Source organism: Pseudomonas sp. ACN8, from assembly GCF_002303925.1.
Lineage (GTDB): Bacteria > Pseudomonadota > Gammaproteobacteria > Pseudomonadales > Pseudomonadaceae > Aquipseudomonas.
The window spans coordinates 282,456-297,113 of sequence record NZ_MRCS01000001.1; the positions used below are offsets into that span (position 1 = coordinate 282,456).

At 58.4% G+C, this 14,658-nt stretch carries 12 protein-coding genes, 2 tRNA genes and 2 pseudogenes; 9 read left to right on the top strand and 7 right to left on the bottom strand.

The features are described 5' to 3' along the window. Positions 1–15: 15 nt before the first annotated feature. The 5 genes from BSF44_RS01215 to BSF44_RS01235 all read right to left on the bottom strand — a co-directional run bounded on the left by BSF44_RS01215 (position 16) and on the right by BSF44_RS01235 (position 5,373). Positions 16–1,038, bottom strand: coding sequence for an ABC transporter permease (locus BSF44_RS01215; protein ID WP_172435287.1), 1,023 nt, complete (start codon positions 1,036–1,038; stop codon positions 16–18). Then, positions 1,038–2,099, bottom strand: a complete 1,062-nt coding sequence (locus BSF44_RS01220; protein WP_095941911.1) for a microcin C ABC transporter permease YejB — start codon at positions 2,097–2,099, stop codon at positions 1,038–1,040. Before BSF44_RS01220 ends, BSF44_RS01215 begins: the two co-directional genes overlap by 1 nt. Further along, complete coding sequence (locus BSF44_RS01225; protein ID WP_095941912.1) at positions 2,099–3,967, bottom strand: extracellular solute-binding protein; 1,869 nt, start codon at positions 3,965–3,967, stop codon at positions 2,099–2,101. Before BSF44_RS01225 ends, BSF44_RS01220 begins: the two co-directional genes overlap by 1 nt. A gap of 135 nt (positions 3,968–4,102) precedes the next feature. Beyond that, entirely contained in the window at positions 4,103–4,384 is a 282-nt protein-coding gene (locus BSF44_RS01230; protein WP_008051985.1) for a peptidylprolyl isomerase, read from the bottom strand. 107 nt (positions 4,385–4,491) lie between these two features. Further along, positions 4,492–5,373: a triacylglycerol lipase gene (locus BSF44_RS01235; RefSeq protein WP_095941924.1), complete on the bottom strand. Its 882-nt coding sequence runs from the start codon at positions 5,371–5,373 to the stop codon at positions 4,492–4,494. A gap of 335 nt (positions 5,374–5,708) precedes the next feature. Between BSF44_RS01235 and BSF44_RS01240 the strand changes: the two genes are divergently transcribed. Continuing rightward, on the top strand, positions 5,709–6,773 hold the full coding sequence (locus BSF44_RS01240; protein ID WP_095941913.1) for a hypothetical protein: 1,065 nt from the start codon (positions 5,709–5,711) through the stop codon (positions 6,771–6,773). 61 nt (positions 6,774–6,834) lie between these two features. On the opposite strand, the gene BSF44_RS01245 is transcribed toward BSF44_RS01240, so the two are convergent. After that, positions 6,835–7,911 carry a 3-deoxy-7-phosphoheptulonate synthase gene (locus tag BSF44_RS01245; RefSeq protein WP_095941914.1) on the bottom strand — a complete coding sequence of 359 codons (1,077 nt, stop codon included), beginning with the start codon at positions 7,909–7,911 and terminating at the stop codon, positions 6,835–6,837. A 559-nt stretch (positions 7,912–8,470) separates the two neighbouring features. Here BSF44_RS01245 and BSF44_RS01250 point away from each other — a divergent pair. The 8 genes and pseudogenes from BSF44_RS01250 to BSF44_RS01285 all read left to right on the top strand — a co-directional run. Further along, positions 8,471–8,710, top strand: a pseudogene (locus BSF44_RS01250) (GNAT family N-acetyltransferase); the annotation flags it as partial. Between the two features lie 96 nt (positions 8,711–8,806). Further along, positions 8,807–9,448, top strand: a complete 642-nt coding sequence (gene uvrY, locus BSF44_RS01255) for a UvrY/SirA/GacA family response regulator transcription factor (protein WP_032829778.1) — start codon at positions 8,807–8,809, stop codon at positions 9,446–9,448. A 2-nt stretch (positions 9,449–9,450) separates the two neighbouring features. After that, complete coding sequence (uvrC, locus tag BSF44_RS01260) at positions 9,451–11,274, top strand: excinuclease ABC subunit UvrC (RefSeq protein WP_095941915.1); 1,824 nt, start codon at positions 9,451–9,453, stop codon at positions 11,272–11,274. A 32-nt stretch (positions 11,275–11,306) separates the two neighbouring features. Beyond that, positions 11,307–11,867 carry a CDP-diacylglycerol--glycerol-3-phosphate 3-phosphatidyltransferase gene (gene pgsA, locus BSF44_RS01265; protein ID WP_007992985.1) on the top strand — a complete coding sequence of 187 codons (561 nt, stop codon included), beginning with the start codon at positions 11,307–11,309 and terminating at the stop codon, positions 11,865–11,867. A gap of 63 nt (positions 11,868–11,930) precedes the next feature. Beyond that, positions 11,931–12,006 (top strand) — tRNA-Gly (locus tag BSF44_RS01270). A 46-nt stretch (positions 12,007–12,052) separates the two neighbouring features. Next, a tRNA-Cys gene (locus BSF44_RS01275) sits at positions 12,053–12,126 on the top strand. A 306-nt stretch (positions 12,127–12,432) separates the two neighbouring features. Next, positions 12,433–12,942, top strand: coding sequence for a response regulator (locus BSF44_RS01280; protein ID WP_095941916.1), 510 nt, complete (start codon positions 12,433–12,435; stop codon positions 12,940–12,942). After that, complete coding sequence (locus tag BSF44_RS01285; RefSeq protein WP_141249977.1) at positions 12,909–13,859, top strand: hypothetical protein; 951 nt, start codon at positions 12,909–12,911, stop codon at positions 13,857–13,859. Before BSF44_RS01280 ends, BSF44_RS01285 begins: the two co-directional genes overlap by 34 nt. Before the next feature lie 432 nt (positions 13,860–14,291). Here BSF44_RS01285 and BSF44_RS01290 read toward each other — a convergent pair. Beyond that, positions 14,292–14,531: pseudogene (locus BSF44_RS01290) on the bottom strand (CBS domain-containing protein); the annotation flags it as partial. Positions 14,532–14,658: the final 127 nt, after the last annotated feature.

Below are 14,658 nucleotides of genomic sequence, written 5' to 3' on the forward strand. Positions count from 1 at the left end.
AATCAAGAACGCGGGTCAAGACCGCGGATCAAAAGCGTCGCGTAGCGCTTCGCCAATGAACACCAGTAAAGAAAGAATCAGCGCCAGGGTGAAAAACGCCGTCAGGCCCAGCCACGGCGCTTGCAGGTTCTGCTTGCCCTGGCCGATCAGTTCGCCCAGTGAAGCGCTGCCCGCAGGCATGCCGAAACCGAGGAAGTCCAGCGCCGTCAGGGTGGAAATCGCCCCGGTCAGAATGAACGGCAAGTAGCTCAAGGTCGCGTTCATGGCGTTGGGCAGAATGTGCCGCACGATCACCTTGCGGTCGGTCAGGCCCAGCGCGCGGGCGGCCTTGACGTATTCCAGGTTGCGCCCGCGCAGGAACTCGGCGCGCACCACGTCCACCAGGGCCAGCCAGGTAAACAGCGCCATGATCCCCAGCAGCCACCAGAAATTCGGCTCGACGAAGCCCGACAGGATGATCAGCAGGTACAGCACCGGCAACCCGGACCACACCTCCAGCAGACGCTGGCCGAGCAAGTCCACCCAGCCGCCGTAATAGCCTTGCAGAGCCCCGGCCGCGATGCCGATCAGGGCACTGACAAAGGTCAGCATCAAGGCAAACAGGATCGACACCCGGGCACCGAAGATCACCCGGGCCAGAACGTCCCGCGCCTGGTCGTCGGTGCCCAGCCAATTGACGCCAGAGGGCGGGCTGGGGGCGGGCGTGTTCAGGTCGTAGTTGGGTGTGTCGTCACTGAACGGAATCGGTGGAAACAGCAACCAGCCGCCATCCTTCTTGATCAGTTTCTGCACGTAGTCGCTGCGGTAGTCGGCCTGGAACGGCAGGTGCCCGCCGAAGGCCTGTTCGGTGTAGCGCTTGAAGACCGGGAAGTACCACTGGCCCTGATAGCTGACCATCAGCGGCTTGTCGTTGGCGATCAACTCGCCGCCCAGGGTCAATGCGAACAGACCGATAAACAGCCACAGCGACCACCAGCCCCGACGGTTTTTCTTGAAGCGTTCGAAGCGGCGACGCGCCAGCGGTGAAAGCTTGAGCATCAGGCGTTCCTCGCGGCGAAGTCGATACGCGGGTCGACCAGGGTGTAGCAGAGGTCGCCGACCAGTTTTATCAGAAGGCCGAACAGGGTGAAGATGAACAGCGAGCCGAACACCACCGGATAGTCCCGGGATACCGCCGCTTCGTAGCTCATGCGGCCCAGGCCGTCGAGGGAGAAGATCACCTCGATCAGCAGGGAGCCGGCAAAAAACACACTGATGAACGCCTGGGGAATGCCCGACACCACCAGTAGCATGGCGTTGCGGAACACGTGTCCGTAGAGCACCCGTCGTTCACTCAAGCCCTTGGCCCGGGCAGTGACCACGTACTGGCGGGTGATTTCATTGAGGAACGAGTTCTTGGTCAGGATGGTCAGTGTGGCGAATCCGCCGATCACCAGCGAGGTCACAGGCAACACCAGATGCCAGAAGTAGTCGGCCACCTTGCCAAGGGTCGACAGCGATTCGAAGTTGTCCGAGACCAACCCGCGAACCGGAAACCAGTTCAGCGAAGTGCCGCCGGCAAAGACCACGATCAGGAACATCGCAAACAGGAACGCCGGCATGGCATAGCCGATGATGATCGCGGTACTGCTCCAGATGTCGAAATGGCTGCCATGGTGCACGGCCTTGCGGATGCCCAGGGGAATCGACACGAGGTAGGTGATCAGCGTCGCCCAGAGCCCGAGGGATAGGGTCACGGGCATTTTTTCGAGGATCAGGTCGGTGACGGTGGCGCCGCGGAAGAAGCTCTTGCCGAAGTCCAGGCGCGCGTAGCTGGTGAGCATCAGCCAGAGGCGTTCGTGTGCCGGTTTGTCGAAGCCGTACTGTTTTTCAATGTCCTTGATCAGCTGCGGATCGAGCCCGCGGCTGGAGCGGGACTTGCCGCTCATGGAGTCGCCGGAACCGCCGCCAACCGCGGCGCCGCCAATGCCTTGCAGGTGCGCGATGGCCTGTTCCACCGGCCCGCCCGGCGCGGCCTGGACGATGACAAAGTTGACCAGGAGAATGATCACCAGGGTCGGAATGATCAACAGCAGACGCCGCAATATGTAAGCCCGCATCAGTGCGGCCCTCCGGGTTTGCCACGGCTGATACGCTCGGCCGTCATCTGTTGGTTGGTCAATGGCGTGGTGCTCATTTCCCACCAGCTTTCGATGGCTTCGTCATTGCTCGCCTGTACGTTCGGGATACCGAAGCGGTTCCACCACACCGTCGAGGTGCCCGGTGGGTAATAGTTGGGAATCCAGTAGTAATTCCATTGCAGTACCCGGTCCAGGGCATGGGCGTAGTGCAACATGTCAGCCTGAGTATTGGCGCGGATCAGCCCGGTGATCAGGGTGTCCACCGCCGGGTTCTTCAACACCATGTAGTTGTTGGAGCCTGGGTCGGTAGCCGCCGCCGAGCCGAAATAATTGACCAGTTCACCTCCTGGAGAGGTGGTGACCGGGTAGCCGGTGACGATCATGTCGTAGTCGCGGCTCATCAGGCGATTGACGTACTGGGACGAGTCGATACGACGGATGTTCAGCTCGATGCCGATCTGTTTCAACGTGCGTTTATAGGGCAACAGCAGGCGGTCCATGCCGTTCTGGCTGACCAGGAAGGTGAAGCTCAGCGGCTCGCCGGCGGCATTGACCAGTTGGTCGCCATCGGGTTTCCAGCCGGCCTGTTCGAGCAAGTCCAGGGCTTGCAGTTGCTTGTCGCGAATCACGCCGCTGCCGTCGGTCTTCGGCGCTTCGAACACCTGGGTGAAGACTTCATCGGGAATCTGCCCGCGCAACGGTTCGAGAATCGCCAGCTCACCGGCATCCGGCAGTTGTCGGGCGGCGAGGTCGGTATTGGAAAAGAAGCTCTGTTGGCGGATGTACATGTCGCGCATCATCTGCCGGTTGCTCCATTCGAAGTCCCACAGCATCGCCAGCGCCTGGCGCACGCGACGGTCCTGGAACATGGGTTTTTGCAGGTTGAAGACAAACCCCTGGGATGGCTGCGGCGCCTCGGTGGCGAGGTGGGCCTTTTGCAGGCGCCCGTCGCTCAGGGCAGGGCTGTCGTAGCCGATGGAATAGCCGGTGGCGGAAAATTCGCGATTGTAGTCATAGGCGCCCCCGCGCAGGACCTGGCGCGCCACGTCGGTATCGCCGAAGTACTCGATGCTGAAATGATCGAAGTTGTACAGGCCACGGCTGACCGGCAGGTCCTTGCCCCACCAGTCGGGATTGCGCTCGAAGGTGATGCTGCGCCCCGAATCGATCTTGCCGACCTTATAGGGGCCGCTGCCCAACGGCGCTTCATAACCACCGCCACCGGCGAAATCGCGGCTCTTCCACCAGTGTTCGGGAAACACGGGCAGGGTCGCGATATCCAGGGGCAGGGTGCGGTTTTCGTTGTTCTTGAAATCAAAACGCACGGTCAGTGGCGATTCCACGTCGACGCTTTTGACGTCGGCGAACTGGGTGCGGTAGCGCAGGCTGCCCTGGGTCATCAGCAGGTCGAAGGTGTATCGCACGTCTTGGGCGGTAATGGGTTTACCATCGGCAAAACGTGCCTTGGGGTTGAGGTAAAAGCGCAGGGACAGGCCGTCCTCGGAGCGCTCCATCTTCTCCGCCACCAGGCCGTACACGGTGTAAGGCTCGTCCAGGGAGCGTTGGGCCAGCGGTGAATAGAGCAAGCCGTCGATCTGTGTAACGCCGATGCCTTTGTCGATGTAAGGCAAGACATGGTCGAACTGACCGATTTCGATCGCCGAGCGTCGCATCGTGCCGCCCTTGGGGGCCTGCGGGTTGGTGTAGGCGAAATGACTGAAGCCGGCAGGGTATTTCGCCGGTTCGCCGTATACGGTCATTGACGGTTGCGGTGCCGCATGCACACCCGGGGTACCCATCAGCAGGGCCACGGCCGTGAACAGCAAGGTAGGGAAAGCCAGTCGCATTGTCAGCCTTAGAGCCGGGTGGTCGTTAACGACAATTTGTACGCTAGCGGCGCGTCCCTCGCCAGCCGTATTGCGCATCACAAACACAACGGCCCACCAATAGGCGGGCCGTCGTGTGAATAGCTCAGGCGTCAATCAGTCCTGACGGCTGGTCACTTCCAGCAGGTGGAAACCGAACTGGGTCTTGACCGGGCCCTGGACCACGTTGAGCGGTGCGCTGAAGACCACGGTGTCGAATTCCTTGACCATCTGGCCCGGACCGAACGAACCCAGGTCACCGCCCTGGCGGCTGGATGGGCAAGTGGAGTTTGCCTTGGCAACTTCGGCGAAATCGGCGCCAGCCTCGATTTGGGCCTTGAGTTCGTTGCACTTGGCTTCGGAGGCAACAAGGATGTGACGGGCAGTGGCTTTAGCCATGGGAAAATACTCCTTTCAATACTCGATAAAGTGCTGAGCCTACCGGATTCAGTGAGCTATTTCTCCTCAAAGTTCCGTTCCGCGCGGGATCCACGGCAGGCGGGACCTCAAAGGCCGGCGTCCTTCAGGCGTCTGGCATGCTGGACATACAGTTCAACCGGGTCGACACCTGTGCGCAACTGACCGGCCGGCTGGCCAATGGTGTCCAGATGATCCAGCGCATAGTCGGACCGGATAACCGTGCCCAGGTGGGAACTGAAACGACCGACCAAACCGTCGTTCTGCTCGCTTTCCGTGACGAAATAACCGGAAAGGGCCCGGCAGAAGGCGTTGAGCGGATCGAGCGCATAGAGCCCTTCTTCGAGAACATTCGGCAACAGCACGCCGCTCCACGAGTAGTAACGAACACCGTTGACCTGTTCGCAGCCCTTGCCACCCCAGGTGGTGGGCAGTCCTTGCGGGTATTTGTCGTTGAATGCGCGTACGCCTTCGGTGGTCAGCGCATTGAGGGCGGCAATGGCGCTGCGCGGTTGATACTGATGGTCGCTTAATGTCGCGAGGAAGTCGGCGAACAGGGTCACCACCGTCTCGGCCACATGTTCCGGCAGGTCGCCCGGTGTCAATGCCTTGCGCAGGAAATCGGCCAGTTCCGAACCATGGTTCGGCCCGCTGACGGAGGTGACCGACGCCACGCTGTGTGGCGCAATCGCTGCGGCATAACGTGCGGTCAGTGCGCCCTGGCTATGGCCTATGAGGTTGACTTTGCGTGCACCGGTTCCCTCCAGTACCCGCTCGATCTGTGCGAGCAATTGGTCTCCGCGTACCTCGTTGTCATGGACGGCCGACAAGTGGGGGACGAACACCCTCGCTCCGGCGTTCCTCAGCGCCTGCCTGATGTCGTGAAAGAGCTCGAATTTGCCGATTCTTTCGAAGCCGAAAAGGCCGTGGACCAGCAGGATTGGATAACAGGTGCTTGCATTCCTTTGCATGTTCATACCTTTACGCAGAAGTTCATTGGGACTGCATGGCGCTTCACTCTAAAACACTCGAGGTTGGCACGATGTATGAAAAGTCCGCCGAAACTTGCGGAAAACGGAATAGAACAAGTGCGAATGCTCAAGGGTGGCTGAAGCCTTGGTCGGAATAGTTTGAGGACTTTTCGCGCCAATCAGGTTGCTACTGATCAAAGACCTACTTTGCATGTATCGACTTTCCGAGCGGACCAGAGTGAGAGGCCGACATCGCGACTGTTTGCCATGGGGTTAAATAACCGTCCGGAGCCGGCCAACTGACCGGTGTTTATTCCAGGGAATGGAGCGAATGAATGACTGTTTATGAACCCGACACCTCGAATCTCGCGCAGCAACCATTACCACCTCCCATGCTTGAGCAGGCGCAAAATGGCGTTCTGAACCCCTCTGACATAAAAGCCGTCATCAGGGTCCGGCCATATCCCGGCATGACCTGCGGCGACAAACTGCTATTGAATTGGGCGGGGCTGGATGCCGATGGCTTCGCTCACAATCATCAGGTTGCGCGTTTCGTCAGTGAGGAACGGGTTGGCGAGGACATGATTTTTGCCGTGGGGTGCGCACATATCGCTGCGCTTGAGGGCGGTTCACTGGACATCGGTTACTCACTCACGAGCACTCGATTTACCGGGCCGGTGCACTCCCATCGTTTGCAGTTGAGTGTCGGTGATGTGCAATGCGACCTGTTGCCCGCGACGGTGGCCGATGCGGTGGGCAGAACGCTTGATCCGGATCGGGTGAAGGAAGGGGCGATCGTTACGATCAAACCCTATGCGCGCATGGCGGCGGGCGACTGGGTGTTGCTGACCTGGGCGGGCGTTACGGTCGAAGCAAGCTTCAGTGATGCACTCAAGGTCGAGGCTTTCGCTGTGGGGGACGAACTGTCGTTCTGGGTCAGTCCAGAGTGCATTGCGCTCAATCTGGGCTCTTGCGTGTCCGTCGACTATTGCGTCAAGCAGGCAGGGCAGGGGCCTCGTTATTCTGAAGTAACGGCACTGATGATTGGCATCCTGGAACGGCGACCACTGCAAGCACCCGCTGTGCTGGAAGCCGACGAAGGTTGGGTGGACCTGCATGATGCGCAGGATGGCGTGACCGTCGTCATCGAAAACCCCGGGGCTGAAAAAGGCGAACGGATTTACCTGGAGTGCGATGGAGAGAAACTCAATCACCATGACGACCGCGAAATAATCAGAGACACCGCAGGCGAGCCGTTGGTGTTCATCGTTCCCTACCCGTTCTGGAGGGAACATCGAGATTGCGCGATCCGTGTTTCCTGTTCAGTCCAGCGCCTTGACGGCACCCGTCAGCAATCGGGGGTGACACTGGTTCAAGTGCAGTCCCTGTTGGGGCATTGATTTACCATTTGCCCTCCAGTCTTTCCATGAAGGCTGGAGGGCGCACGGAGGATGCCGATGATCAGGCGTTGTTTGACGCTCGCAGCCGGTCTGCTGCTTCAAGCAACAGTTGTTCTGTCTCGGCCCAACCAAGGCAACCATCGGTTACCGACACGCCGTATTGCAGCGTCGAACCCAGCGGCTGGCAGCCTTCGAACAAATGACTCTCGATCATCATGCCGATCAGCGAACGATCACCTTGCAGGCGTTGTTCAAGTACATCGTTGAAAACGGCTGGCTGGCGCAACGGGTTTTTGCCGCTGTTGGCGTGACTGCAATCGACCATGATTCGAGCCGGAATCTTCAACCTGGTCAGGTCGCTGTTCACCTGGGCGACGCTGGCGCTGTCGTAGTTCGGCCCGTGATGGCCGCCGCGCAATACCAGGTGTGTGTCCGCATTGCCCGGGGTTTGAATGATCGCCGGATGTCCCTGGCTATCGACACCGAAATGGCGATGGGGATGGGCGGCGGAGCGCATGGCGTCGCTGGCGACACCGACACCGCCATCTGTCCCGTTCTTGAACCCTACCGGCATGCCCAGGCCGCTGGCCATTTCCCGATGGATCTGCGACTCCGTCGTGCGTGCGCCAATCGCCACCCAACTCAGCAGGTCGTCGAAGTAACCGGCCGCCATCGGTTGCAACAGTTCGGTGGCGACGGGCAGGCCCAGGCGGAGCATTTCGCGCATCAGCTCGCGGGACAGCGTCAGGCCGGCAGCCATGTCATCGCTGCCATCGAGGTGCGGGTCGTAGGCCAGGCCTTTCCAGCCAATCGTGGTGCGGGGCTTTTCGACGTAGGCGCGCATCACCAGCAGCATTTCGTCGCTGACTTCGGCGGCGAGGCGGGCAAGGTTACCGGCGTATTCGAGGGCTGATTCCGGATCGTGTATCGAGCAGGGGCCGACGATGACCAACAAGCGGGAATCTTCACCGTTGAGGATCGCGCGAACCGCCTGGCGGTGGGCGGTGACTTGCCGGGTCAGGGCGCTGCTGAGGGGCAATTGCTGTTTGAGTTGCAATGAGCTGGGCAGGCGCAGGGTCAGCGCTTCATTGGCAGGGCTCAAGGTGGACAGCGGCAGTGCAGAGACGGACGAGTTCATATTCAAGGCTTCCTGGGCTGGCGGCGGGTTCGTGCCCGCGCGCTCGGCCCTACTGGGGTGTTCGACAATTGGCCGGATTGGCTGCGTGTGTGTGCTTGCCACCTGTGGGTGACCGATCGGAGGCGGCAGGCTGTCCCGAGCGGAGGGTGGTAAATCGCCAGGCGGTAAAACTGTCGTGGCGGTAATAAGTGGCGTAGTTCATGTTCTGAATCCTCTGAATGTCTGGTGTGTCGTTAAATGTGTTGGGGCTGAAAAAACAAAACCCCCGGTCGGGAGGCCGACCGGGGGTTGAGAATTCTCTGGTGGCGACCCGTTTAAAGTGGGCGCCGTGTGGGTATCAGGCGCGCCAGTGGCTAAACCAATACCCAAAATAAAAGCTGACCGGAGCACAACCCTCGTTCACCCGGGCAGCCGCAACCGAGCGCAGGGCGCTGGCGGTACGAAGCTGTAAGAGGGCGTTGAACATGGTCTGTCTCCGATGGATGGTCCGAGCTTACTAGAGGCAGGTACGCAGATTCAATCAGAAAATACTATCGGCCAACGACGGCGCTCTCTATTCGTCGAAGCGTTTCGTGGGCAGGGTGCTGGATCCTGGGCGATCGATCAGGTACTGGCTCTGGCGCGCCAGGAGCGGCGCCCGGCGTTGCGCCTGACGGTTATCGAAAACAACCCGGCGCAAGCGTTGTACGAGCGCAAGGGATTGAGGGTGGTGGGCAAGGACGAGTGTTTCCTGAGGATGCAGCTGGATATCCCCGGCCTGGATCGCTGCGACACGCTTGCGACAAGCCTTTCAAGATGAATTGAAACTTTTAATCTGACGCTTTCCGCTAGGTCTGCCAGATGCTTTTTGCTAAGGTGTCTGGCAACCAATAAGACCATATCGCGAGGTGTCTGCTTGATTAGGGTGCTAGTAGTCGATGACCATGATCTCGTTCGTACAGGCATTACACGAATGCTGGCTGACATCGATGGCCTGCAAGTAGTCGGCCAGGCCGAGTCGGGTGAGGAATCCCTGATCAAGGCGCGCGAGCTGAAACCCGATGTGGTGTTGATGGACGTCAAGATGCCGGGTATCGGCGGTCTTGAAGCGACTCGCAAATTATTGCGTAGTCATCCGGATATCAAGGTCGTCGCGGTGACCGTGTGTGAAGAGGATCCGTTTCCTACGCGGCTGTTGCAGGCCGGTGCGGCAGGTTACCTGACCAAAGGGGCAGGTTTGCCGGAAATGGTCCAGGCCATCCGCCTGGTGTTTGCCGGGCAACGCTATATCAGCCCGCAAATTGCCCAGCAACTGGCGATCAAGTCCTTCCAGCCCACCAATGATTCGCCTTTCGATGCCTTGTCGGAGCGGGAAATCCAGATCGCGCTGATGATCGTCGGTTGCCAGAAAGTACAGATCATTTCCGACAAATTGTGCCTGTCCCCGAAAACCGTGAACACCTACCGTTACCGCATCTTCGAAAAGCTTTCGATCAGCAGTGATGTCGAGTTGACGCTGTTGGCGGTTCGTCATGGCATGGTCGACGCCAGCCTCTGAAAATGAACGACACCTTTGATCCGAGCGCCTTTCTGTCGACCGTTAGCGGGCGCCCCGGCGTGTACCGCATGTTCGACAGCGAAGCGCGGTTGCTCTACGTCGGCAAGGCGAAGAACCTCAAGAATCGTCTGTCGAGTTACTTTCGCAAGACCGGGCTTGCCCCCAAGACCGCAGCACTGGTAGCGCGTATCGCTCAGGTCGAGACGACGATCACCGCCAATGAAACCGAGGCCTTGCTGCTTGAGCAGACGCTGATCAAGGAATGGCGCCCGCCCTATAACATCCTGCTGCGCGACGATAAGTCCTACCCCTACGTCTTTCTCTCCGACGGAGAGTTTCCGCGCCTGAGCATTCATCGTGGTGCGAAAAAGGCCAAAGGCAAGTACTTCGGTCCTTACCCGAGTGCCGGTGCGATCCGCGAAAGCCTGAGCCTGCTGCAAAAGACGTTTTTCGTTCGCCAATGCGAAGACAGTTTTTACAAGAACCGCACGCGCCCTTGCCTGCAATACCAGATCAAACGCTGCAAGGCACCCTGCGTCGGGCTGGTGGAACCCCAGGTGTACGCCGAGGATGTGCGCCATTCGGTGATGTTTCTTGAAGGGCGCAGCAATGCGCTGACTGACGAGTTGTCCGCCGGGATGGAAGAGGCGGCGATCAATCTCGAATTCGAACGAGCAGCCGAGTTGCGGGACCAGATTGCGTTACTGCGCCGGGTCCAGGATCAACAGAGCATGGAAGGCGGGACCGGGGACGTCGATGTGGTTGCCGCCTTCGTCAACCCGGGCGGTGCCTGTGTTCACTTGATCAGCGTGCGGGGCGGGCGGGTACTGGGAAGCAAGAACTTCTTCCCTCAGGTCGGTATTGAGGAAGACGTCAGTGAAGTCATGGCAGCGTTTCTCGGCCAGTACTTCATCAGCAGCCCTGAACGCGACTTGCCCAGCGAGTTGATCGTCAACGTGGTCCATGATGACTTTCCCACACTGATCGCCGCCATCGATGAGTTGCGCGGTCGTGAACTGACCATCAGCCATCGCGTGCGGGGCACGCGGGCGCGCTGGCAGCAATTGGCGGTGACCAATGCCGAGCAGGCACTGAGTGCGCGCCTGGCGAACCGTCAGCACATTACGGCACGCTTCGATGCACTGGCGGAGGTGCTGAAACTGGATGAGCCTCCACAGCGGCTTGAGTGCTACGACATCAGTCACTCCAGCGGCGAGGCGACGGTGGCGTCCTGCGTGGTCTTCGGCCCCGAAGGCCCGATCAAGGCCGATTACCGCCGGTACAACATCGAGGGCGTTACGGCCGGCGATGATTACGCGGCGATGCACCAGGCGTTGACCCGACGCTTCAGCAAACTGAAGGACGGGGAGGGCAAGCTGCCGGATATCCTGTTGGTGGACGGCGGTAAAGGTCAGTTGTCCATGGCCCGCGACGTGCTCGATGAATTGGCCGTGCCTGATCTCATTCTGTTGGGCGTGGCGAAAGGTGCGACGCGCAAGGCCGGTTTCGAAACCCTGTACCTGAACGACGCTGCGCATGAGTTTACCTTGCGCGGTGATTCTCCCGCGCTGCATCTGATCCAGCAGATTCGCGACGAAGCCCACCGGTTTGCCATAACCGGGCACCGCGCGCGGCGTGGAAAAACCCGCCGAACGTCTACACTGGAAGGCGTCGCCGGCGTCGGACCCACACGTCGGCGTGATTTGTTGAAACATTTTGGTGGATTGCAGGAGCTGTCTCGTGCAAGCATCGAAGAAATTGCCAAAGCCCCCGGGATCAGTAAAAAGCTCGCAGAGTTGATTTATGCAAATCTGCACAGCGAGTAGAATGCCCCCTCACCTCGTAGCCAGTTGTGCCGATGAATATCCCTAATCTGATTACCGTTCTACGCGTTCTACTCATACCGATCTTCATTTTGCTGTTCTACCTGCCTTACCAATGGAGTTACCTGGCCTCCGCTTCGGTCTTCGCGTTCGCTGCGGCGACCGACTGGCTGGACGGGTATCTGGCCCGCCGTCTGGAACAAAGCACACCGTTCGGGGCTTTCCTCGATCCGGTTGCCGACAAGCTGATGGTTGCGGTTGCATTGGTCCTGTTGGTGCAGGAACACGGAAACCTGTGGCTCACGCTGCCGGCTGCCGTGATCATCGGTCGCGAGATCGTCGTCTCGGCACTGCGCGAATGGATGGCCGAACTGGGCGCTCGTGCCCACGTTGCCGTGTCGAACCTGGGCAAATGGAAAACCGCCGCGCAAATGCTGGCGCTGGTGATCCTGCTGGCCAATCCCAAGGATTTCAGTTTCTGGGTCTTGCTGGGCTACACCTTGCTGATGGTGTCGGCTGGCCTGACTTTGTGGTCGATGGTCCAGTACTTGCGGGCTGCCTGGCCACATCTGAAGACCGACGTTGAAAAGAAATAAAACTTTTTTGAATCAAAGGGTTGACGGGGCTTCTGGATTCTATAGAATGCGCCACACCAAGACGCGGGAATAGCTCAGTTGGTAGAGCACGACCTTGCCAAGGTCGGGGTCGCGAGTTCGAGTCTCGTTTCCCGCTCCAAGTTTGTACGCATTTGATGTCGCGCTACTGACAACAAATGTTTTGAGGCCGAGTAGCAAAATGGTTATGCAGCGGATTGCAAATCCGCCTACGCCGGTTCGATTCCGACCTCGGCCTCCACTATAAACAACCCCGTAGATCAGTGATCTACGGGGTTTTTTATCGTCTTCAAAAAAGTGTTCCCACCCGATCTCCGCACTCTGCGGTAAACGCCCGGGCATCATTGAATCGTTTCGATCCAGCCTGCCTGTAGTGGGAATCACTACAAGCGCTTGGCCGATATCTCCACAAAAACGTCCTGTTAACGTCGATAGTGGGCTCCATTCTGCTTAAGCATATTTACCCCTGCGCAAAATTTCGTTCGCTGAATGGAGTCGTCTTCTATCAGCGTCTTGTATCGCCATGTCAAAAAAGTGAGGTGAAATCATGCAGGTCACCAACACAGAACCATCGACTGCACTGATGCCTGCCAGAAGTTCAGGCCCTTTGCGCCTGTTTGTCGTTGAGGATTCGAACGTCGTGCGAGCGCTGCGGCGCACGCTGTCGCCGCAGATCGCGGGCCTGTCACTTGCCGGGGCGTTTCATTGCGCATCGACCGCCATCGGCGCCATCCGACATGAACCACCCGATGTCGTCTTGCTGGACATCAACCTCAGCGACGGAAATGCCATGGAAGTATTGCGTGTGGTCGCAGCCGAGTATCCGTTGACCAAAGTCATAGTGGTCAGCAATTGCGCGGATCCGACACATTGGAAGTACTTTACAAAAGCGGGAGCCTACGCCTTCTACGACAAGAACCATGAACTTGCCATCATGCGCCGCATGTTGGAGCGTTTAGCCAAGTCCCTGCTACCAAATTATTTTTCCTGTTGGCAATCATCACCAAATGGGAGTAGTACCCCATGGAACCAATCAGCAAAGAACACGACTTTCTAGCCGTGCTGCAGCAGGTCGTATCACATGGCGTCATCACCTTGCTCGCAATGGCCATAGCGTTTGCCACGCCGGGTGCTGCGCGGTACATCCTCTATGTATGGTGGCCGCGCGTGGAGTTGAACGCCAATCTGCTGCTTGCAACAGAAATCGCGATGGCCTCAACCTTGATGGTTCTGTTCTATCTGTGCAAGCGCGCATGGGACAACCGCCATCGTCTGACAAGCGCGAAGATGGCCTCTCTGCTCTTCACGAGGCATCCTCGCAAGGGATGGCTTTCGAGCCTTCAGGAACGGAATCTGGTCCGCTCTTTACCGGCGGCGCGTGACGCCTCCATCCTTTCTCTCACGGGATACGAAACCCTGACTGCTCCGGATAGCTTGTTGAAGGGCGTCTTCGCGACGGCGTATGAAATCCGCGTCATGCTGCTTAATCCGCTCAGCGAAGCAGCACGCAGGCGAGTCGACTCACTACCAGAGGAAATTACGACCCTGACCTTTCAAGAGGAACTTGCCGCCAGCATTGCGTTCCTGAACGAGTGCCGCAGAAGTGGAAAGAAAGTTTCGCTGAAGTTCTACGACCACGACCCGTTCTGGAAGGTTGTCGTCCTCGACGACCTTGCCTGGGTCCAGCATTGCCATAGTGGTCGTGAAATGAAGGACCAGCCCGAGTACGTGTTCGGGCTGCAATACGCAGAGCCGAGCCAGGGACTGTTTGTGCCGTTTTATACCTTCTTTCTCCACAAGTGGAATGAGGCAGGCCACTGGGAATATGACTTCGACGCCGCCGAGCTGGTCCGGCGGGATGCGAACACTGGGAGCGAGACTGAGCGAGCTCCACTCGGACTCTCCATTTATGATCCCGCATCTCCCCCCCTGGCGGCCGCCCGAACCTTCTCGTCCGCTTCAGGATATGCGTGAGACCAAATTGCACGGGTCAGAAAAGACTCAGGAATCGGTATTCGCAAGTTGAGCACGGAGTGCACGCTGCATTCATGTTGAATCAATGTTTTAAATGGAGGAGATCATGATGATCGGCTATTGATTGTGCGAGCGGCGATGTCAGCTGCTGGCACTTCCGTCTGGGCGATCGCAATGCGCACAAGGCGGTGGCGACCAAGTATCAGGACAAGAAGAGCGACCGGACTGGATGCATCAACATCCGGCCCGGTCGCGGTCCCTGCAGATGCTCCCTGTAAGTCCCGCCAAGGCTCTTTTTTCATACATGAAACGCTGCAGTCCTGCAATCTGTTTGTCCATACAGTAAAGGTCTTGCTTTCTATATTTACTCCCATCATTGCCTGGATAGGCGGCAAACTTCACCGGCTTGCAAAATGCCGAAAGTATTGGGTATCAATGTGCTTGCGCAACACTGCGGAGCAAATTGGCGCTAAGTTTGTCGGTGTTACACGTAGCGATATTGGCTAGCGAGATTATGCCTACCAAGCGTTTATCCCGATTGACGACTGGTAGTCGGCGTTTTTCGATCTGTGCCATGTTCTTGGCTACGTGATCGACCTCTTCATCGTCGTAGCAAAAGCACACATCGTCGCTCATGAGAGCGTTGATATGGGTAGACAAGTCCAAGCCATCCCCCCGGTGTCAGGATAGTTGTCGCCTCTCCGAATTTTCCTAAAAAAGCACATCGGGGGCGGAAAGAGACTGGTCGTGCCGTACTATTCACCTGAACGCAGAGCCGCATTACTCAAGATGCTGCTTC

Excerpts from the sequence above, each read along its gene's own strand:
- BSF44_RS01215 (WP_172435287.1), bottom strand. The coding sequence starts at position 1,038 with ATGCTCAAGCTTTCACCGCTGGCGCGTCGCCGCTTCGAACGCTTCAAG.
- BSF44_RS01220 (WP_095941911.1), bottom strand. The coding sequence starts at position 2,099 with ATGCGGGCTTACATATTGCGGCGTCTGCTGTTGATCATTCCGACCCTG.
- BSF44_RS01225 (WP_095941912.1), bottom strand. The coding sequence starts at position 3,967 with ATGCGACTGGCTTTCCCTACCTTGCTGTTCACGGCCGTGGCCCTGCTG.
- BSF44_RS01230 (WP_008051985.1), bottom strand. The coding sequence starts at position 4,384 with ATGGCTAAAGCCACTGCCCGTCACATCCTTGTTGCCTCCGAAGCCAAG.
- BSF44_RS01235 (WP_095941924.1), bottom strand. The coding sequence starts at position 5,373 with ATGCAAAGGAATGCAAGCACCTGTTATCCAATCCTGCTGGTCCACGGC.
- BSF44_RS01240 (WP_095941913.1), top strand. The coding sequence starts at position 5,709 with ATGACTGTTTATGAACCCGACACCTCGAATCTCGCGCAGCAACCATTA.
- BSF44_RS01245 (WP_095941914.1), bottom strand. The coding sequence starts at position 7,911 with ATGAACTCGTCCGTCTCTGCACTGCCGCTGTCCACCTTGAGCCCTGCC.
- uvrC (WP_095941915.1), top strand. The coding sequence starts at position 9,451 with ATGAACGACACCTTTGATCCGAGCGCCTTTCTGTCGACCGTTAGCGGG.
- pgsA (WP_007992985.1), top strand. The coding sequence starts at position 11,307 with ATGAATATCCCTAATCTGATTACCGTTCTACGCGTTCTACTCATACCG.
- BSF44_RS01280 (WP_095941916.1), top strand. The coding sequence starts at position 12,433 with ATGCAGGTCACCAACACAGAACCATCGACTGCACTGATGCCTGCCAGA.
- BSF44_RS01285 (WP_141249977.1), top strand. The coding sequence starts at position 12,909 with ATGGAACCAATCAGCAAAGAACACGACTTTCTAGCCGTGCTGCAGCAG.